General features: G+C 68.9%; 17 protein-coding genes and 3 tRNA genes. 16 read left to right on the top strand and 4 right to left on the bottom strand.

The genetic code is table 11. The features are described from left to right. Positions 1-33: 33 nt before the first annotated feature. Positions 34-819, bottom strand: a complete 786-nt coding sequence (gene ppgK / locus E0E18_RS02710; protein ID WP_130839272.1) for a polyphosphate--glucose phosphotransferase — start codon at positions 817-819, stop codon at positions 34-36. A gap of 99 nt (positions 820-918) precedes the next feature. On the opposite strand from ppgK, the gene E0E18_RS02705 reads away from it, so the two are divergent. Both E0E18_RS02705 and E0E18_RS02700 read left to right on the top strand, forming a co-directional pair. Continuing rightward, positions 919-1,854, top strand: a complete 936-nt coding sequence (locus E0E18_RS02705) for an inositol monophosphatase family protein (protein ID WP_130839271.1) — start codon at positions 919-921, stop codon at positions 1,852-1,854. A 172-nt stretch (positions 1,855-2,026) separates the two neighbouring features. Beyond that, entirely contained in the window at positions 2,027-2,326 is a 300-nt protein-coding gene (locus tag E0E18_RS02700) for a DUF4193 domain-containing protein (RefSeq protein ID WP_066582828.1), read from the top strand. Between the two features lie 158 nt (positions 2,327-2,484). On the opposite strand, the gene E0E18_RS02695 is transcribed toward E0E18_RS02700, so the two are convergent. After that, the gene (locus tag E0E18_RS02695; RefSeq protein WP_078056981.1) at positions 2,485-3,027 is read right to left on the bottom strand and encodes a DUF3093 domain-containing protein; all 543 of its coding nucleotides are present in this window, start codon (positions 3,025-3,027) and stop codon (positions 2,485-2,487) included. An 83-nt stretch (positions 3,028-3,110) separates the two neighbouring features. Between E0E18_RS02695 and dut the strand changes: the two genes are divergently transcribed. The 5 genes from dut to E0E18_RS02670 all read left to right on the top strand — a co-directional run bounded on the left by dut (position 3,111) and on the right by E0E18_RS02670 (position 8,860). Next, positions 3,111-3,569: a dUTP diphosphatase gene (gene dut / locus E0E18_RS02690; RefSeq protein ID WP_130839270.1), complete on the top strand. Its 459-nt coding sequence runs from the start codon at positions 3,111-3,113 to the stop codon at positions 3,567-3,569. 161 nt (positions 3,570-3,730) lie between these two features. Next, on the top strand, positions 3,731-4,633 hold the full coding sequence (locus tag E0E18_RS02685) for a DUF3710 domain-containing protein (RefSeq protein ID WP_130839269.1): 903 nt from the start codon (positions 3,731-3,733) through the stop codon (positions 4,631-4,633). Between the two features lie 50 nt (positions 4,634-4,683). Further along, entirely contained in the window at positions 4,684-5,406 is a 723-nt protein-coding gene (locus tag E0E18_RS02680) for a DUF3159 domain-containing protein (RefSeq protein ID WP_130841156.1), read from the top strand. After that, a complete protein-coding gene (locus tag E0E18_RS02675) occupies positions 5,403-6,779 on the top strand; it encodes a class I SAM-dependent RNA methyltransferase (RefSeq protein WP_237559603.1) in 1,377 nt (458 codons plus the stop codon). The genes E0E18_RS02680 and E0E18_RS02675 overlap by 4 nt, the downstream gene beginning before the upstream one ends. A gap of 5 nt (positions 6,780-6,784) precedes the next feature. After that, on the top strand, positions 6,785-8,860 hold the full coding sequence (locus E0E18_RS02670) for a 1-deoxy-D-xylulose-5-phosphate synthase (protein ID WP_130839268.1): 2,076 nt from the start codon (positions 6,785-6,787) through the stop codon (positions 8,858-8,860). 8 nt (positions 8,861-8,868) lie between these two features. On the opposite strand, the gene E0E18_RS02665 is transcribed toward E0E18_RS02670, so the two are convergent. Beyond that, complete coding sequence (locus tag E0E18_RS02665) at positions 8,869-10,260, bottom strand: ribonuclease D (protein ID WP_130839267.1); 1,392 nt, start codon at positions 10,258-10,260, stop codon at positions 8,869-8,871. 4 nt (positions 10,261-10,264) lie between these two features. After that, positions 10,265-10,918 (bottom strand): DUF3000 domain-containing protein, encoded by a 654-nt coding sequence (locus tag E0E18_RS02660; protein WP_272914244.1) that lies wholly within the window; start codon positions 10,916-10,918, stop codon positions 10,265-10,267. A gap of 136 nt (positions 10,919-11,054) precedes the next feature. On the opposite strand from E0E18_RS02660, the gene hemE reads away from it, so the two are divergent. The 9 genes from hemE (at position 11,055) to E0E18_RS02610 (ending at position 18,080) form a co-directional block, all read left to right on the top strand. Then, positions 11,055-12,203, top strand: coding sequence for a uroporphyrinogen decarboxylase (hemE, locus tag E0E18_RS02655; RefSeq protein ID WP_078057180.1), 1,149 nt, complete (start codon positions 11,055-11,057; stop codon positions 12,201-12,203). Next, entirely contained in the window at positions 12,200-13,678 is a 1,479-nt protein-coding gene (gene hemG, locus E0E18_RS02650) for a protoporphyrinogen oxidase (RefSeq protein WP_337189525.1), read from the top strand. The genes hemE and hemG overlap by 4 nt, the downstream gene beginning before the upstream one ends. Before the next feature lie 108 nt (positions 13,679-13,786). Further along, positions 13,787-14,506 (top strand): hydrogen peroxide-dependent heme synthase, encoded by a 720-nt coding sequence (gene hemQ, locus E0E18_RS02645; protein WP_110481363.1) that lies wholly within the window; start codon positions 13,787-13,789, stop codon positions 14,504-14,506. A 219-nt stretch (positions 14,507-14,725) separates the two neighbouring features. Beyond that, a tRNA-Cys gene (locus E0E18_RS02635) sits at positions 14,726-14,797 on the top strand. Between the two features lie 8 nt (positions 14,798-14,805). Continuing rightward, positions 14,806-14,877 (top strand) — tRNA-Val (locus tag E0E18_RS02630). A 48-nt stretch (positions 14,878-14,925) separates the two neighbouring features. Next, a tRNA-Gly gene (locus E0E18_RS02625) sits at positions 14,926-15,001 on the top strand. 391 nt (positions 15,002-15,392) lie between these two features. Continuing rightward, on the top strand, positions 15,393-15,998 hold the full coding sequence (locus E0E18_RS02620; protein ID WP_130839266.1) for a copper resistance CopC family protein: 606 nt from the start codon (positions 15,393-15,395) through the stop codon (positions 15,996-15,998). An 86-nt stretch (positions 15,999-16,084) separates the two neighbouring features. Further along, positions 16,085-16,774 (top strand): copper chaperone PCu(A)C, encoded by a 690-nt coding sequence (locus E0E18_RS02615; RefSeq protein ID WP_130839265.1) that lies wholly within the window; start codon positions 16,085-16,087, stop codon positions 16,772-16,774. 28 nt (positions 16,775-16,802) lie between these two features. Then, a complete protein-coding gene (locus E0E18_RS02610; protein ID WP_130839264.1) occupies positions 16,803-18,080 on the top strand; it encodes a Dyp-type peroxidase in 1,278 nt (425 codons plus the stop codon). Positions 18,081-18,125: the final 45 nt, after the last annotated feature.

Below are 18,125 nucleotides of genomic sequence, written 5' to 3'. Positions count from 1 at the left end.
TATAACCCAGTGTCGCTGAGGTAACGGCAGGTGTCAGGGGCGGATGCCGTCACGCACCGCCCCGGCCGCGCCGACGATGCCGGCCCGGTTGCGGAGTGCGGCGGGAATCACCTCGACGTCGACCGTCAGGTGGGGACCCCATTTCTCGAACTTCCGGGAAACTCCGCCACCGACGAGGATACGCTGCGGGTTCAGGATGCGCCGGTACTCCTCCAGCACACGGTCGACCCGTCCGGCCCACCGGCGGTAACTCAGGTCCTCCCTGTCCTTGACCGCCGAGGACGCCCAGCGTTCGGCGTCCACCGGATCTGAACCGGTACCGGCGAAGGTGAGGTGCCCGAGCTCGGTGTTCGGGTACAGGGTTCCGTTGACCAGCAGTGCAGAACCGATGCCCGTACCGAAGGTCAGCAGCAGGACAGCGCCCTCACCTGCGCGCGGGTCACCGTAGGTGGCCTCGGCGAGGCCCGCGGCGTCCGCGTCGTTGAGAACCGTCACCTCCCGGGGGACGCCGCCGACGGCGAGACGGCCGGAGAACAGCGCCGCACAGTCCGTACCGATCCAGGAGGGGTCGATGTTCGCCGCTGTCCGCGCAATCTGGTCCTGCACCACCGAGGGCACGGTGACACCGACCGGTCCGGTCCACCCGGCCCGGTCGAGCAGGTCGGCGACAATGTCCGCGACGGCGTCGGGGGTGGCGGGCTGCGGGGTGGGGATCTTGATCCGTTCGCCGATGAACTCTCCGGTGTCGAGGTCGACGCGGGCCCCTTTGATACCGCTTCCGCCGATGTCGACGCCGAAACCAGTGTTCCCAGATGTCATGGTCCGAGATGCTACCGGACAACACTCTGGCGCGTCCGGCCCCGTCGGTCCGTGCGGGCAGGTGTCGCAACGTGAGGGGCAGTGGGGCACGATGGTGGCGTGCAGATCACCGAGGAGTTCCCCGACCATGTCCTGCTGACCCCGGCGACCACGGCGACGCCTCAACCCGGTTACCGGGACGCCGCGGGTGGACGGACCCCGGAGCAGCTCGCGCGGACGGCGGTGTCGGCTGCGACCTCCGCCGCCCGGCACGTCAGATCGACGAGGGGAACGGTGGCAGGGGAAGACGGTCGGGTTCCCGTGGCGTCCACCAAGAGTTCGCAGGTCGACCCGGTCACCGCGGTCGACCGTTCCAGTGAGGCGCTGATCCGCGGGCTGCTGGAGCAGTCAGCCCCGGGTGACGCCGTGCTCGGGGAAGAGGGCGGGGGACGTGCCGGTGGGGGCGGGGTCACCTGGGTCGTCGATCCGGTCGACGGGACGGTGAACTTCATCTACGGCCTCCCGGCGGTGGCGGTCAGTGTCGCGGCCGTGGTCGACGGTGAACCGGTTGCCGCCGCTGTCGCCGATGTCTTCCGGGCGAGGGTGTATTCGGCGTGGACGGGTGGACCTGCCGTGGTGGCCGGGGAGCGGTCGGCCGCGGCGTCCTCACTCCCGGGTCCGGACCTCGGACTCGCCGACATGTCGCGGGCACTGGTGGCCACAGGTTTCTCCTACCGGTCGGAGCGACGGACCAGGCAGGCGGAACTGCTGTGCCGGCTTCTTCCCGGGATCCGGGACATCCGCCGGGCAGGGTCGGCGGCGCTGGACCTGTGCGCGGTGGCGTCGGGAGGAGTGGACGCCTACTACGAGCACGGGCTGGGCCCCTGGGACCACGCCGCCGGGGCCCTCATTGCGGCGAGATCCGGTGCCTGGGTGTGTATGCCTCGCCTGACCGCCGGTTACGCCGAAGGTGTGGGGGTACTTGCGGCGTCCCCCGGGGTTTTCAGCGAACTTGCAGGTCATGTACTTGATACGGCGATGCCGTACACAGGATGAGGGGGCATTGTGCGGGGGTGAGGCAACGGTGAGGTGACAACCGGACCGAGCTGTTTTAGTATGCGCGGGACAACCCCGCCGGTCGCGTGCTGAACAGCCCGTATTCGCCGGTGGGTGCACACGACACCACTACAGGATCCATGCCCGTTTCCGGGACTCAGGAGGCAGTACCATGGCGACCGACTACGACACCCCGCGGATCCGTCCGGAGGATGAGATCGAGACCGATTCCCTCGAAGGTCTCAAGGCGGCGGAGAAGGCGGAACCGATAATCGACGACACCGACGACGGGGAGGTCGTGGAGCCGCTGGACATCCCTATGGCGGACCTCTCCGGTGAGGAACTCAGCGGTGAGGTGATCCCGCGGCAGAACGACGAGTTCACCTGTTCGGTGTGCTTCCTCGTCCAGCACCGTAACCGGATCGCCGAGGACGACGGCGAGGGCGGCTACGTCTGCGTCGACTGCGCCTGAGCGCCGGTGGCGGCAGGACCTGAACACTGTGACCTGACCTGAGGTCTCCGGTGGAGAAGATGAGGGGGCAGGGGGGTGTTCCGCTGTCCCACCGGAACTCCGGACCAGCTTCCTACCGACTGCCTAGCGGGTCCACTCCACGTGGACGCCCCGGCGGATCACTCGACCGGGGCGCCGAACGCCCCGAGGAGTTCCTCGGGCTCTGAGGTGGACACCAGCCAGTACGGGGTGGGGTCGTCAGGGTCGTCGAGAATCAGCATCGCCATCGCCGGAATCCATGTCCGGTGGACCACATAGGCTGCGGGGTCGAGCTGTCTGCCCATGGCCGCCTGTCTGGCCGTCGGGGGTACGGCGACAGTGCGTGAGACCGCCGACCGGGGCAGTGACGCCTCCCCGACATGAAGCCAGACTTCACCGGTGTCGTCGCGTTCGACGGTGATGCGGTTGCGGGAGAGGTGGATGAGACTCCACACCACCGCGGCCAGGGCGATGACGCCGATGATGACGCCCCAGTACCATTCCCGCTTCATCTGCCCCTGCCATCCCAGCAGTGCGGCTACGCCGATGCCGATCAGCCACCAGGACAGGGGAACAGGCTGCCGTTCGGAATAGAGGACCGCGGGAGCGGTGGCCCTGTTGCCGGAGGGCTCCTGTGCAGGTTCCGGGGCCACGTCATCTCCTGTCGGTTCGGCGTCGTTCACAACCACACAGTGTAGCCCGACGGTGACCTCCGACCACAGCCAGCCTGTCCGGCCCGGGAGGGGCTGGCGGTAGACTGCCGGATATGACAGAGACCCCCGACGCCCCGTTGCGCGTCCTCCGCCTCGACCGGGAGCTTCCTCTCCCGCGACGTGCCCACCCCACTGACGCCGGAATTGACCTCTACAGTGCACAGACCCTGGTGCTGGAACCGGGTCGTCGGGCACTGGTGGGCACCGGACTGGCGGTCGCGCTGCCGGTGGGCACCGTCGGGCTGGTGCACCCGCGCAGCGGGCTGGCGGGGGAGCACGGGCTGTCGATCGTCAACGCCCCCCGCACCGTGGGCGCGGACTACCGTGGGGGGATAAAGGTCTGTCTGGTCAACACGGATCCGGAGACGCCCGTGACCGTCACCCGTGGTGACCGCATCGCCCAGCTCCTGGTCCAGCAGGTCAGCCTCTGTGAGGTGGAGGAGGTCTCCGACCCCGCCGACCTCGGTGAGACCGTCCGCGGTGCCGGTGGCTACGGCTCCACAGGCCCCTGACCGGCACGGGCGGGAGGGACAGGATGGACGGGAAGGATGCGGCCCCGGCGGGACACCGTCGGGCAGAGTTTTCTTCCGCACGGTCCCGCCGACGGCCCCGTACCGACCGCACACCACAGACAGACACCACCATCCCGACGAACAGGAGTTGACCGACCACCATGTGGCCTTTCGGAAAGAAGAAGGACGCGGCGAAGAACGCCACGTCGGCAGACCGTCCCGGAGACACGACCGTATCCCCTGACAGTTCCGCGAACGCGGACGCCACCGCCGCGTCCGCCTCCCCGACGACGGGGGAGGACACCGGCGGGAACGGTGCAGTGTCCACGGTGACCGGTACGGACGGTGGCGTCTACGATCCCGTGGGTGGCAGCTTCGGGCCCTTCGACGGAGATTCCGTCGACTACCGGGAGTTCGACTTCTCCGACTTCGCGAAGGGTGGACTGGACCTCGGTTCCATGCTCGTCCCGGTACCGCACACCGCGGAGGTGCAGGTGGAGATGGGGGCGGACGGTCCGCGTCAGATCCACATCCTCACCCCCCACGGCCGCATCACCCCGGCCGCATTCGCGGCGCCCCGCAGCGGCGGTCAGTGGGAGGCGGACATCGACGAGTTCGCCGAGGGCATGACCCGGGACGGTCTGGTGGTCACCCGGCGTCGCAATGACTGGGGTGAGGAGCTTGTCGGTACTGTCGGGGAGGGCGTGGTCCGGGTCATCGGCGTGGACGGCCCCCGGTGGATGCTGAGGATGACTCTGGCGGGTCCCGCGGCGTCCTCGGATGAACTGGCGGAACTGTCCTACGAGGTGATTTCACGCACATTCGTCAACCGGGGCAGTGAACCGGTCCCGGCGGGTAGTGCACTGCCGGTCCGTATCCCGACGGCGATGGCCGAGGAACTCCGCCGGGCGGTGCAGAACCGTGCAGCCCAGCCGGGGCAGCCGACCCAGACTCCCCGGCAGACAGGTCCAGGCAACGGACAGGACGGTGCGGCACAGCCCGGCACACCTGCCCGCCGCCGCTCCGGCGGAACCGTCGGGCAGCAGATGGGGGAGTCCGAGTGACACAGCGGGAAACTCCGAGCATCCTCGACCAGCTCGGTGGGCTCTCCGGCATGATCTCGACCGTGATTCCGGTCCTGGTCCTCGTGCCGGTCAACTCACGCTGGGGGCTCGGACCCGCACTCATCGCCGCCGTCGCCACCGCCGTGGTCATCTTCGTGTGGCGTCTCGCACGGCGGGAGACACTGATGCCGGCGGTGTCCGGTCTGCTGGGAGTGGGCCTGTGCGCGGTGATCGCGTGGCTCACCGGCGACGCGAAAGGCTACTTCGCCTACGGAATCTGGTACTCACTGGTCGCCGGAGTGGTGTTCACACTCTCCACCCTGGTGCGCTGGCCCCTGGTGGGGGTCATCTGGCACGGGATCAACGGCCAACCCCAGCGGTGGCGGAGCAGCCGGACCGGCATCCGGGCCTACACGGTGGCCACCCTGGCCTGGGCGCTCGTCTTCTTCGCCAGATTCATCGTCCAGCAGTGGCTGTACAACCAGGACGACTCGGTCGGCGCGCTCGGCGTCACACGGATCATCATGGGCCTTCCGCTGACAGCGGTGGTGGTGCTCGTCACCGTGTGGGCGGTACGTACCGCCGGGCGGGCCGAGCGTGCGGGAGACCGTACCGGAGTCCCCGCCGTGGACCGTGCCGGAGACCCCGCCGGGGCTGTCTACGGCCGGCCGGGCTCAGCGGCAGGCCCCGGCGATGCTGCCGCAACGACCACCGCCGGAGAACCGGCGGCGGACATACCCGCACCACACCCCAGGAACGAGGACCTTCCGTGACCGACATCAGCCCGGCTGAACCTGACTCAACCCCCGCAACCGTGACCGTGGATCTCGCCGGCCCCGCCCACGGCGGCTCCGTGCTCGGCAGGCTCGGGGAGGACGCCGGAGACCGTGCCGGACAGGTGGTCTTTGTCCGGGGTGCCCTGCCCGGAGAGACCGGTGCCCGTGTCCTCCTCGATCCGGGAACCGGGAAGAAGCGGTACCTCACAGGCCGGGTGGAGGGCCCGGACGCTGTGGCCGGACCGTCCCCGCACCGTACGGGACCTGCCTGCCCGGCAGCGGCCGCGGGGGCGGGATGCTGTGACCTCGACTACGTCGACCAGGAGGGGTCCGCGGCCTGGAAACATGATGTCGTCGTCGACCAGTTCACCAGGATCGGACACGTCGACCTCACCGCAGTGCCGGTGACCACGCGGAGCCTCCGGCCGTTCACCGGCTACCGGACCCGGGTCAGGCTCGGTGTCGACTCCGAAGGCAGGGCCGGGCTGCGCATCTCCGGCAGTCATTCGACGGTGCCGGTGGAGCGGGCGGTGTGCGCCCAGTGGGCCCCCGGACTAGCTGACGGGCTCGCCGAGGAACTCGGCGGGCTCACACTCACTCCCGGTGCCGAGGTGTGCGTGGCCGTGGGCGACGACGGGCGCCGGTCTGCCGTCGAACTGACCAAACCCGCGGCGAAGCGCCGCACCACACGGGGACGCCGCGACCGGCGGCCCAGCGCACCGCACCGCCGGATCGTGCGTCGAGTTCTCACCGGTCCCGGCACAGTCACCCACACTGTCAACGCAGTGACCTGGACCGTACCCGTCGAAGCGTTCTGGCAGGCACACCTGCAGGCACCGGCCTTCTACAGTGACTGGATCACCGCCACTCTGTCGGCGGCTGCACCCGACGTACCGGAACAGGCGACCGCCTGGGACCTCTACGGTGGTGCCGGAGTGTTCGCTGCAGCCCTCACCGAAGCCCTGCCCGGTGCTCAGGTCGCGTGCGTCGACGTCGCGTCCTCGGCGACGACCGCGGGGCGTGACGCCCTGGAGGGCCGGCCGGTCTCCTTCATCGCCGGTGATGTCGCGGCGTCCTTCGGAAAGCTTGACACCCTGACCGGCACAGAACCCCGGAAACCCTTCGCCGTGGTGCTGGACCCGCCCCGGACCGGTGCGGGCAGGAAGATCCTCACCGAGGTCACCACCCGGGCCCCCGAACATATTCTCCACATCGGCTGCGATCCGGCGACCGCGGCCAGGGATGCCGCCGATCTCTGTGCGGCCGGTTACCGGCCTGAGTCGGTGGTCGTCGCCGACGCCTTCGGTCTGACCCACCACGTCGAGGTGCTCGTCCACTACGTGCGGGACGTGGCACCGGGAGACAGGTGACCGGCATGTCGATTCTCCGGACCGTGCGGTCACCGGCCGACCTGCGGGCCCTGGATCTCCCGGAGGTGCGGCAGCTCGCCGAGGAGATCCGGGAGTTCCTCATCCGTGAGGTGTCGGCGACGGGGGGGCACCTGGGGCCGAATCTCGGCGTCGTGGAACTGACCCTGGCGGTGCACCGGGTCTTCAACTCGCCGTCCGACCCGGTGATCTTCGACACCGGCCACCAGTCGTACGTGCACAAGATCGTGACGGGACGCCGCGACCTCTTCGACACCCTGCGCCAGCGTGACGGACTGTCCGGCTACCCGGCGCGGGCGGAGAGTCCGCACGACTGGACAGAGTCCTCACACGCGTCGGCGTCCCTGTCCTACGCGGACGGACTGTCGAAGGCATTCGGGCTGACGGACCAGGAGGACAGGACGGTGGTGGCGGTCATCGGTGACGGTGGCCTGACCGGAGGCATGGCATGGGAGGCGCTCAACAACATTTCCGCGGCCCACCGACCGGTCGTGGTCGTGGTCAACGACAACGGGGTCTCGTACTCCCCGACGGTTGGTGGACTGGCCCGTAACCTTGCAGCCCGCCGCGACGGAGTCGTCTCCGGTGCCCCGGGCGCCTCCGGCGCACCCGGCGCACCGGAGGGACTCGAGGACAGGGCACTGCGTCTGATCCGGGGGATCACCCGCGGCAGGAGACCCGGCGGGACTGACGGCGGTTCCGCGGGCGGGCACGACAACAGCGGTGACGGTCCGTACGGTGCAGCCCTGCCCGCCTCCGGAACGCAAGGCAGTGCCGCAGGTGGTGCAAGGGACGCGAGGGAACTGGCAGGGGACCTGGGACTGACCTACATCGGCCCGGTCGACGGTCATGACCAGCAGTCAATCGAGGACGCCCTGAGGCAGGCCCGGGACTTCCGGGGACCGGTGATCGTCCACACCGTGACGGAGAAAGGTCACGGCTACGCCCCCGCAGTCAACGACACGGTCGACCACCTCCACTCCACCGGGGTGATCGACCCCGCCACCGGCCGCCATGCCCCGGCGCCCCGGGGCTGGACCGACGTCTTCGCCGATGAACTGGTCAGACTCGGTGAGTCCGACGAGGACATTGTCGCGGTAACGGCCGCGATGGCAGGTCCTACCGGCCTGTCCCGCTTCGCAGCGGAGTTCCCCGCCCGTACCTTCGACGTGGGAATCGCGGAACAGCATGCCGTGACCTCGGCCGCGGGACTTGCGCTCGGTGGTCTGCGCCCGGTCGTCGCCGTCTACTCGACCTTCCTCAACAGGGCTTTCGACCAGCTGCTCATGGATGTCGCTCTGCTGCACCTGCCGGTGACGGTAGTGCTTGACCGGGCCGGGGTGACCGGTCCCGACGGGCCCAGCCACAACGGGGTGTGGGACCTGTCGGTCACCGGTGTCATCCCCGGGATACGGGTGGCCGCGCCGAGGGACGCCGGGACACTGGTCCGGGTCCTCGACCGAACCCTGGGGCGGACACAGTCTCCGGCCGGAGCTGTCGATGCTGCCGATGGTGCAGCCGGTACCGGTGGTGAAGGGCCGGGCCCCACCGTGATCCGTTTCCCCAGGGGCCCGGTCCCGGCCGATGTCCCTGTCGTCCGCACCACGACCGACTACGACGTCCTCGTCGAGACCCGGCCCGACGTCGCCGGTGCAGGATGCCTGAACGTGGTGGTGGTCAGCTACGGGGCGTTGACCGCGCAGGCGGCGTCGGCGGCAGAGGCTCTCGCCGGCGCCGGGCACCGCGCCACCGTCGTCGACCCGGTGTGGGTCACCCCGGTACCGGCGGGGCTGCTGCGCCTGGTCTCGCGGGCGGATCTTGTCGTCACCCTGGAGGACAATGTCGTGCACGGGGGTGCAGGCCAGCGGCTGCACCGGGCGATGGTGGACGCCGAAATCGACACCCCGGTGCGCTATCTCGCTCTTCCGGAGGTGTTCCCGGCCCAGGGCAGCCGGGCCGAGGTTCTCGCTGACATGCACCTGGACGAAGTCTCGGTGGCACGCCGGGTCACCGGGTGGGCCTCACGGGTTCACCGGCCGGGCAGATCGGATGTCACCGGCTGAGTCCGGGGTCAGTCACCGGCCGTCTCAGTGTCGACCATCACCGTGTCGGCCGTCTCAGTGTCGACCATCACCGTGTCGACAACGGGGACGAACACAGGGACGAGCAGGTCGATCTGCCACGGTCTGGCGTCCTCCCCGACGAGCAGTCCCCCCACCAGTTCCTCCGCCCACCCGACCGGATCGTCCTGCGGCCCGGCGGGCCCCGGAGACAGGGACGTGGAGACCTTCCACGCCAGCGACCGGACCGACCGGCTGACCAGCAGTTCGGACGGGTCCAGGTCGAGATGCCCGGACAGGGTGTCCACCGCGTCGCGGAACCCGGACAGCAGTCGGGCGGCGACAGGATGGTCACGTGACCAGGTCCGGTGGTCGGGGACCCCACGGACCTGCTCGGGGCGGGGAGGCAGCTCGCCGGGATCGGCCGAAAGTGCGTCACGGACGCCGTGGAGGAGCATGGACCGCAGGTCAGGGGACATCCTGGGCATGGGTCGCGGAGGTCTGCGCCCGTGACCTCCGCGGGCACTCCGCGGGGGCCTGACACGGCCGCCCCCGGTGCCGCGGGAGAGCAGCACATCTTCGGCGTCCTGCGGGGAACGTGCCAGCTCGACGATGAGGGAGGAGGCCAGGACCTTCTCCGGGGGCGTGTCAAGGTCCCGGGCGACCCTGTTACGGATCTCGGTGAGTCTCCGGGCCAGCTCACGACCCCGGGGATCGCGTACTGCTCCGATACCGCGCAACCGGGTCCAGTCAGGCACCGTGACCGGGTGAGACCAGTCTGTGCGCACATGCTCGCACTCCTGCCGGTACCACAGTATCCGGTCCGTGCCCTCTTCGATGCTGCGGCGGCGCAGCTGTGCCACGGCAGTGTCCAGCAGTTCGGTGAGCAGTTCGACGTCGAGGGCCGCGTAGGTGAGCAGGTCCTCTGTCAGAGGACGCCGTGACCAGTCCTCCCGCCCCTTGTCCTTGGCGACGGTGACACCCAGCAGCTCCTCCAGCATGCCGGCCAGACCGATCTGGCCGTAGCCCAGCAGCCTTCCGGCGATCTGGGTGTCGTGGAGTTCCGGGGCATGCCAGCCCAGTGAGGTCAGTGCGGGGAGGTCCGTGTGCGCCGCGTGAAGCACCCACGGGGTGGAGTTCATCACCGGTGCGAGCAGCCGGTCCGCGTCGGGGACGGCGGCGGGGTCGACCAGGTGGGTTCCCGCCCCGGTGCGTCTCAGCTGCACCAGCCACGCCCGGTCGTCGAAACGGAAACCTGAGGCGCGTTCGGTGTCCACGGCCACCGGACCGGTGCCGGAGGCGAGGGCGTCGGCAGCCTCGGACACCGCCGAGGGGGAGTCAGCCAGGGGCGGCAGGCCTTCTCTGGGGGAAGCAAGGAACCGGGGACCGTCGGGGGTGTGCACGGTTTCAGTGTCCTCCCCGGCGGGGCAGTGCCGCCACCCCGGTGGGTGGCAGATCGGCGACCATGGCCAGGACCTCGGCGAAGGCGCGGACGTGGGATGCCAGGTCAGTGTCCGTCGCCGTCCAGGACGCCCGCAGTTCCAGCTGGTAGGCCAGGGGAGGACCACCGATGTCCCCGTGCCGTACCGAGGTGGTCGCAGTCACCGTCCCCCTGAGATCGCGGTAGTCGACGGCGGGGGTGTCACCGGTGAGGCGGCCGTCAAGGCCGTCGGTCAGCCACCCCCAGGCGACCTGGGGCAGCAGCGGGTCACTGACGGTCGCGGCGTCCATGTCCGCCTGCAGGAAGCTGACGACCCGCATCAGCCCGGGGCCTTCGTCCCACGCCGGGTCGTGCAGGAGAATCAGCCGGCCGAAGGCGTCCCCTTCACCGGCGGGGGCTTCTGCACCTGCTGCTGCCCCTGCACCAGCCCCGGAGCCGGGGAGATCCCGGACGACGCCGAGGCCGACGGCGTGACTGAACGGGGCGAGTTTCTTCGGCGGCCGGATGTCCGCCAGTTCAATCCCCGGGCGCGGCACGGCGGAATCCATGGACGCCACGGCAGCACTGAAAGCCGCGGGGTCACCGCCGGTCCGGGGTGGTGTCGGGAGGTCGAAGCTCACAACGGTCACCCTAACCGGCCGGCCGGGTTCCCGGCGGCAGGCGCGCCGCAGGTCACCGTACCCTCGGGCGTGACATTCCCCCCGCAGTGCCGGAGGGATACCGGCAGGGGCGCCGGGCAGGGCATAATCGGTGACTGTGACTCTGCCGACCTCCCCGAAAACGCCCCCGCCCGCCGGAACCTCCGTCGGAACCGCAGCCGCAGCGTCCGCCCGCCGCGCCTCCGCGGACGCACCCTTCCTCGTTGCTGCGGCAGGAGGAACCCCGTCCCGTCGCCCGGTGTGGATGATGCGGCAGGCGGGCAGGTCCCTGCCCGAGTACCGGGAACTGCGTACCGGCGTCGACATGCTCGACTCCTGCTTCCGTCCGGACATGCTCGCCGAGATAACACTGCAGCCGGTCCGCCGTCACGACGCGGACGCCGCCATTCTCTTCTCCGACATCGTCGTCCCCCTCAAGGCCGCAGGCGTCGCCGTCGACATCGTCCCCGGTCGCGGCCCGGTGCTGGAGCACCCTGTCCGCACCGACGCCGATGTCGCCGCCCTGCCGACGGTCGAACCAGACCAGCTAGCCGCCGTAGTCGAAGGTATCCGCGGGGTGCTGCCGGAACTGAGGGACGACCAGGTGCTCATCGGTTTCGCCGGCGCACCGTTCACCCTGGCGTCCTACATTGTCGAAGGTGGTCCCTCGAAGAACCACGGTGTGACCAAGTCCCTGATGTACTCGGCACCCGCGACCTGGCACGCCCTCATGGAGAAACTGACCGCCACGGTCATCACGTTCCTCCAGACCCAGCTCGGTGCCGGTATCGACGCCCTGCAGCTGTTCGACTCCTGGGCGGGATTCCTGTCGCTGAGGGACTACCGCGAGTTCGTCGCCCCCTACTCCCGCCGGATCTTCGACGCGGTACGCCCCTACGGGGTACCGATGATCCACTTCGGGGTCAACACCTCCGAACTCCTCGGCGAGATGGCCGCCGTCGGACCCGACATCATCGGGGTCGACTGGAAGACCCCCCTGGACGTCGCCGCGGCGCGCGTCACCGCGACCCTCCGCAGCGAAGGGCTGCCCGCCCCTGTGGCTGTCCAGGGCAATCTCGACCCCGCCGTTCTGCTGTCCGAACCCCGGGTCGTGGCGGAGCACGTCCGCCGGATCTGTGCCGAGGCGGACGCCGCGATCGCCGCAGGCGACGCCCGGGGGCACATCTTCAACCTCGGCCACGGTGTGCTCCCGGAGACGGACCCGGACGCCATCACCCGCGCTTTTGCCGAGGTGCATGCACTGTGACCGGTACACAACCGCCGACCGGCGGACGGAACACCACCACACCCGGAGCCGGCGTGCCGACGGTGGCTGTCATCGGTGGAGGAGTGTCCGGACTCACCGCAGCCAGGGAACTCCGCCACCGGCTCGGCCCCGAAGCCAGGATCATCGTCCTGGAGGCCTATGACCGTCTCGGCGGCAAACTGAAGACCGTCGACTTCGCCGACGGCCCGGTGGACATGGGTGCCGAAGCATTCCTCACCCGCCGGACAGGACTGGCGGAACTGGTCCACGGACTCGGCCTCGGAGGCGACCTGAGGGTCCCGTCAGGTCTGCGGAGCTGCTTCTATGTCGACGGCAGACTGGTACCGGCACCCCGACGCACCGTGATGGGGATCCCGGCACGCGGTGCCGATGTCGCCGACGTCGTCGGGGCTGACGCCGCGGCCGCCGTCGACGCCGAAGCGACGGCGGAACCTCTGCCGTGGACGCCCGGTGACGACGTCAACGTCGGCGGACTCGTCCGGTCCCGTTACGGCAGGGAGATCGTCGAAAAGCTCGTTTCCCCGATGCTCGGCGGCGTGTACTCCAGTTCCGCCGACGCACTCGGACTGCGCGCCACCGTCCCCGCACTCGCGGAGACCTTCGACGACCTCGCCGGTCGGGGAGAGGTGGTCCGTCTCTCGGACGCGGTGTCCCACCTGCTCGCCCTCAGGGAGGACGCCGCGCGTGCGGCCGCCGACCGTGGAGAGGCACCCACCCCGGTGTTCAACAGTTTCGCCCGCGGCTACCGGGAACTCGTCCGTGCCCTGGCCGAGGACGCCGACGCCGACATCCGGCTCAACACCCAGGTCGAGTCTGTGTCCCGTTGGCGGGGCCGGTTCTGGCTGGAGCCGGTGGGGGAGGTCGACGCAGTAGTCGTCGCCACCCCCGCACCGACCGCATCCGTCCTGCTGGGGACCGTGGCCCCCGGCGCGGCCGAACTGCTGTCGACGGTGCAGCTGGCGAGCTCCGCCGTGGTCGGGATGCGGTTCGACACCGACAACGGTCTCCCGGAGACCACCGGCGTTCTCCTCGGAACCGACTTCGCCACCCGAGCCACCGTGCACGCGAAAGCCTTCACCTTCTCATCGCGCAAATGGCCGCACCTGGCCGGACGCGGGGGAGCGTTCGTGCGCGCCAGCTTCGGCACTCTCGCGGACTCCAGCATGGTCGAGGCAGATGACCGCACACTCATCGGCTATGCCGTCGAGGATCTCCGTACCGTCTCCGGATTCACCGCATCCCCGGTGGAGACTTTCGTCCAACGCTGGTGGGGAGGTCTTCCCTGCCTGGGGGAGAACCATCTCGACCACATGGACCGGGTCCGCGCGGACCTGGACGGGGTGTCCGGCATCGCACTGGCCGGAGCGGTCATGCGGGGCGTCGGCGTTCCGGCGTGCGCGGACTCGGGGCGGGACGCCGCCCGGAAGATCGTCGCCGACCTCTCCGGTTCCTGAGCCCGCAGGCCCGGGGTCCCACCCCGGAAGGCGTTCGGAAATTCCAGGCAAGACACAGGACGAGACAGCACATTCAGTGGGAAAGTACCCGAGAACTCAAGGAGAGACATGTCAAAGATCAACTTCAAGGCGCTGAACGAGAAGCTCCAGTACACCATGTGGTCGGTGTTCACGGTGCGCCACGGTGAACTGCCCACGGACGACGCCGACCGTGCCTCGGTCGCAGCAGAGTTCGGCGAGTTCCTCGCGTCCTACGATGACGAGGAACTCACGGTGCGGGGCGTCTACGACATCACCGGGCAGCGGGCGGAGGCAGACCTGATGATCTGGTGGCACGCGGAGAAGTTCGAGGACCTGCAGCGCGCCTACCGCCGGTTCCTCAGGGAGACGCGTCTGGGACAGGTCTGCGACGGATACTGGTCGGCCTCGGCGCTCCATCGTCCGGCGGAGTTCAACAAGTCCCACCTGCCGTCGTTCATCATGGGGGAGGAGCCCGGCGACTGGATCGCCGTGTACCCCTTCGTCCGTTCCTACGAGTGGTACCTGCTCCCGGACAAGGAGCGCAGGACCATCCTCGCCGAGCACGGGATGGCCGCCAGGGGCTTCGACGAGGTCCGGGCGAACACGGTGCCGGCGTTCGCGCTGGGTGACTACGAGTGGATTCTCGCCTTCGAGTCCCCGGCTCTCGACAGGATCGTGGACCTGATGTACAAGATGCGGTACACAGAGGCCCGTCGTCACGTCCGTGAGGAGATCCCGTTCTTCACGGGTCGGAGGGTCAACGGGGACGCCGGGGACCTCACCTCGTTCATCACCGAACTGCCCTGATCGGCCGCCCTGGAGGCGTGCCGGACCCCGGGGAGTTCCCGGACACGCCGTCCCGGGAGGGGAGGGGGCAGGGAGAAGAGNTGTGGCGCAGTTGGTAGCGCATAACCTTGCCAAGGTTAGGGTCGCGAGTTCGAGTCTCGTCATCCGCTCAGGGTTACTGATTTTGCCGCCGGGTTACCGGGAGGTAGGGTCGGTGTCCGAACGAGGCGGAAACGCCACGGTGGAATGGCTGAGTGGCTTAGGCAACGGTCTGCAAAACCGTGTACACGGGTTCGATTCCCGTTTCCACCTCGCAACACGCGCGTTTAGCTCAGCGGGAGAGCGCTTCCCTGACACGGAAGAGGTCACTGGTTCGATCCCAGTATCGCGCACGAACAGGCCCCTGCGGGCCTGGCTCTGGTCGGTTTTCCGACCGCTTTGCGGATGTAGCGCAGTTGGTAGCGCATAACCTTGCCAAGGTTAGGGTCGCGAGTTCGAGTCTCGTCATCCGCTCCACGTCCGGAGGGTCCCACCGAAAGGTGGGGCCCTCTCTTTTATTGCAGAGGTCCCCTCCTCGGCAGCTCGGCGTGTCTGCTGCGCCGGGAACGGGGAAGACACCTCCGGGCACGGGGGTGACATCACCGTAGGACTCACGGTGCGCGTCGGCGGGCCGCCGGGGGATCCTGAGTCGTCCATCCCGCCTACCAGGTGTTTCTGCCCCCTGTCGGCGCGAAGGTAGGCTGACCGGTGACCCCACAGGAGCGGGGGTGCCCCCTACCCCTGACCTGACTTTCCGTGATCCCGCCGGGAACTCCCCGAGGCCCGTGTCCGACTAGTGGACCGGGTGCGTACCGGCGGTCCCGAACCTTCGGATGCCGGCACCGACCGTCCCCGAGGAAAGGAAGACATGACCCGTCTCTACCGCGCTGCAGCGGCCCCCCTCCTCGCAGGAGCACTGCTCCTCGCCCCGGCAGTGACCGGTGCCGGAGCAGACCTGCTGCCTGCGGCGTCCGCACATGACGCCCTCGTCGGGGCAACTCCGGCCGACGGTGCGGTGCTGGACACCGCTCCCCGGGAGATTCGCCTCGAGTTCTCGGCCCCGCCACGCGGAACCTATGACACTGTGGCTCTGTCCAGGGACGGTGAGGTCATCATCTCTGAGACCCCTGAACTGGACGGGAGCATCCTCACCGTGGAGATTCCGGCGGACAAGGTTCTCACCGACGGTGAGTACACGGTCGGGTACCAGATCACCTCCTCCGACGGCCACGCCACCCGGGGCAGCTACAAGTTCACGCTGTCTACCGGCACCGCGGCGTCCTCCGCCACGGGGACCACGGAATCCACGGGATCCGGCTCCACAGAGGCGACGCCCGGGGAGTCTGAGTCCTCTGAGTCCGCGGACAACGGCCTGCCCGGTTGGGCGGGTCCCGCCCTCGGTGTGGTCGGCGTCCTCGTTCTCGCGGGTGTCCTCGTGATGCTCATCGCCCGGCTGCGCAGAAGCGGCGACTGACTTTCCCCACCGCACCCTCTCTGTCACCCCCGTGTGATCACCGGATCACCGGACTGCCCACCATCGACCCAGTAAAGGAAACCACTGTGACCTCTGAACTGAACTTCCCCGCCTCCACCGTCCTCCGTCGGGCGGCGGCCCTGGGCGCCGCCGGTGTACTCGCACTCGGCCTCGCCGCGTGCGGCAGTGACGACAGCGGTGCCGACGCCACCACGTCCGCAGCCACGGCATCGGAGGCCGCGAGCACGTCGGCCTCCGGCGCCCGGTCGGAGGATGCGTCGCAGGAGGACGCCCTGACCCTGGTGGACGGTTATGTCGCGGCGAAAACCGCGGACAAGGACATGACGGCAGTGTTCGGCGAGCTCACCAACTCCACGGACAAGGACATCCACCTGACGAAGGTGACCGGTGACCTTGATGCCGTGTACCAGTACCACGAGGTCGTCGACGGCGTGATGCGGGAGACCGCAGACGGTCTCACCATCCCCGCGAACAGTTCCATGACACTGGAACCCGGCGGACACCACATCATGATCATGGAGAACCATGACGACATCGCCGCCGGTGACCAGCTCACCCTCACCCTCACCGCGGAGGACGGGGCGATCTACACTCTCGCCGACATTCCGGTGCGGGTGCAGCAGTCCGGGCACGAGGACTACGGCACCGACGGGATGGACATGGGAGACATGGACGGCATGGACGGCATGGACGGGACGGAGAGTTCCGGAGCCGCCCACGAGACCGGCCATGCGGACGATTCCGGACAGCACTGACAGCGGGCAGAGAGCGACGGTGACTTCGATGAAGCGACACTCGTCTTCCGGACAGCTCAGCAGGCGTTCCTTCCTCACCACGGTCGGCCTGGTCTCAGCGACCGCGGCCGCCGGGGTGACCACGGCGTGTGCATCGGGGGAGGCCGGCACTGACGGCTCCGCGGATCAGCAGGGCGCCGACCGCCCTGACCCGGTCGTCCCCTTCGACGGTCCCCATCAGGCGGGGATCGCGACCCCGGTGCAGGCACACAACACGACCGTCGCCTTCACACTGCGTGACGGTGTCGGGCCGAAGGAAGTCCGCAGACTCCTGAACATCTGGACCTCGGACGCCCGGAGGATGTGCTCCGGTGAGCCGGTACTGGCCGATCTGGAACCGGAACTGTCGTCAGACCCGGGCAGGCTGACCGTCACCTGCGGTTTCGGTCGCGGGCTGTTCACCGCCGCCGGGGTCGCCGACAGAGCCCCCCGCTGGCTCGGCCCCCTCCCCGCGTTCAGCACCGACCGGCTCGACCCCCGCTGGGGTGAGCGTGACCTGGTAATCCAGGTCTGCGGGGACGACAGGACCACGGTTTCCCACGCCCTGCGCATACTTGTCCGGGGCGGGGCGGACTATGCCCGCCCGTCGTGGACCCAGACCGGATTCCTGGATGTTCCCGTGGGACCTGACGGTGAGCCGGGTACACCGCGGAACCTGTTCGGCTTCAAGGACGGCACAGTCAATCCGCGCACAGAGACAGACTTCGACGAGCAGGTGTGGATCGACGACGCTGAGGCGTCCCACCCGGCGCATGTCGGTGGTACGTGCATGGTGATCCGCCGGGTGGCGTTCGACATGCCGTTGTGGGAGTCTGCGGACCGTACGACCCGGGAGGTGTCCATGGGGCGGACAATCACCGAAGGGGCCCCTCTGACCGGTCGAGCGGAGTTCGACGAGCCTGACCTGGCCGCCATCGGAGACGACGGTCTTCCTGTCATCGACGCGCACGCCCACATTGCCCTGGCCGGCGTGCATGACGGTGACACCCGACAGCGCATGCTGCGGCGCGCCTACAACTACGATCTGCCTGTCACCGCGGCCCGTGCCGACGGTCTGGAGGACGCGGATCTTGTCGCTCTGGCGGACACGGGGCTGATCTTCACCTGCTTCCAGACGGACCCGCGGACGTCGTTCATCCCGGTGCAGCGCAGGCTGGCCGACGGTGACCGGCTCAACGAGTGGATATCCCACGTGGGATCGGCGGTGTTCTTCATTCCTCCGGGAACTGCTGAAGGGGAGTACTGGGGAGAGAAGCTGCTCGGTTAGGCGTCCTACCCCTGTTGTGTGCCTGTTGTGTGCCTGTTCTGTGGC

Source organism: Corynebacterium neomassiliense, from assembly GCF_900626215.1.
Lineage (GTDB): Bacteria > Actinomycetota > Actinomycetes > Mycobacteriales > Mycobacteriaceae > Corynebacterium > Corynebacterium neomassiliense.
This window is presented reverse-complemented; position numbering and strand designations above follow the sequence as displayed.

Bases quoted from the DNA above. Each gene is read 5' to 3' on its own strand.
- ppgK (WP_130839272.1), bottom strand. From the start codon at position 819: ATGACATCTGGGAACACTGGTTTCGGCGTCGACATCGGCGGAAGCGGT.
- E0E18_RS02700 (WP_066582828.1), top strand. From the start codon at position 2,027: ATGGCGACCGACTACGACACCCCGCGGATCCGTCCGGAGGATGAGATC.
- dut (WP_130839270.1), top strand. From the start codon at position 3,111: ATGACAGAGACCCCCGACGCCCCGTTGCGCGTCCTCCGCCTCGACCGG.
- E0E18_RS02685 (WP_130839269.1), top strand. From the start codon at position 3,731: ATGTGGCCTTTCGGAAAGAAGAAGGACGCGGCGAAGAACGCCACGTCG.
- E0E18_RS02680 (WP_130841156.1), top strand. From the start codon at position 4,684: ATGATCTCGACCGTGATTCCGGTCCTGGTCCTCGTGCCGGTCAACTCA.
- E0E18_RS02670 (WP_130839268.1), top strand. From the start codon at position 6,785: ATGTCGATTCTCCGGACCGTGCGGTCACCGGCCGACCTGCGGGCCCTG.
- hemQ (WP_110481363.1), top strand. From the start codon at position 13,787: ATGTCAAAGATCAACTTCAAGGCGCTGAACGAGAAGCTCCAGTACACC.
- E0E18_RS02620 (WP_130839266.1), top strand. From the start codon at position 15,393: ATGACCCGTCTCTACCGCGCTGCAGCGGCCCCCCTCCTCGCAGGAGCA.
- E0E18_RS02610 (WP_130839264.1), top strand. From the start codon at position 16,803: ATGAAGCGACACTCGTCTTCCGGACAGCTCAGCAGGCGTTCCTTCCTC.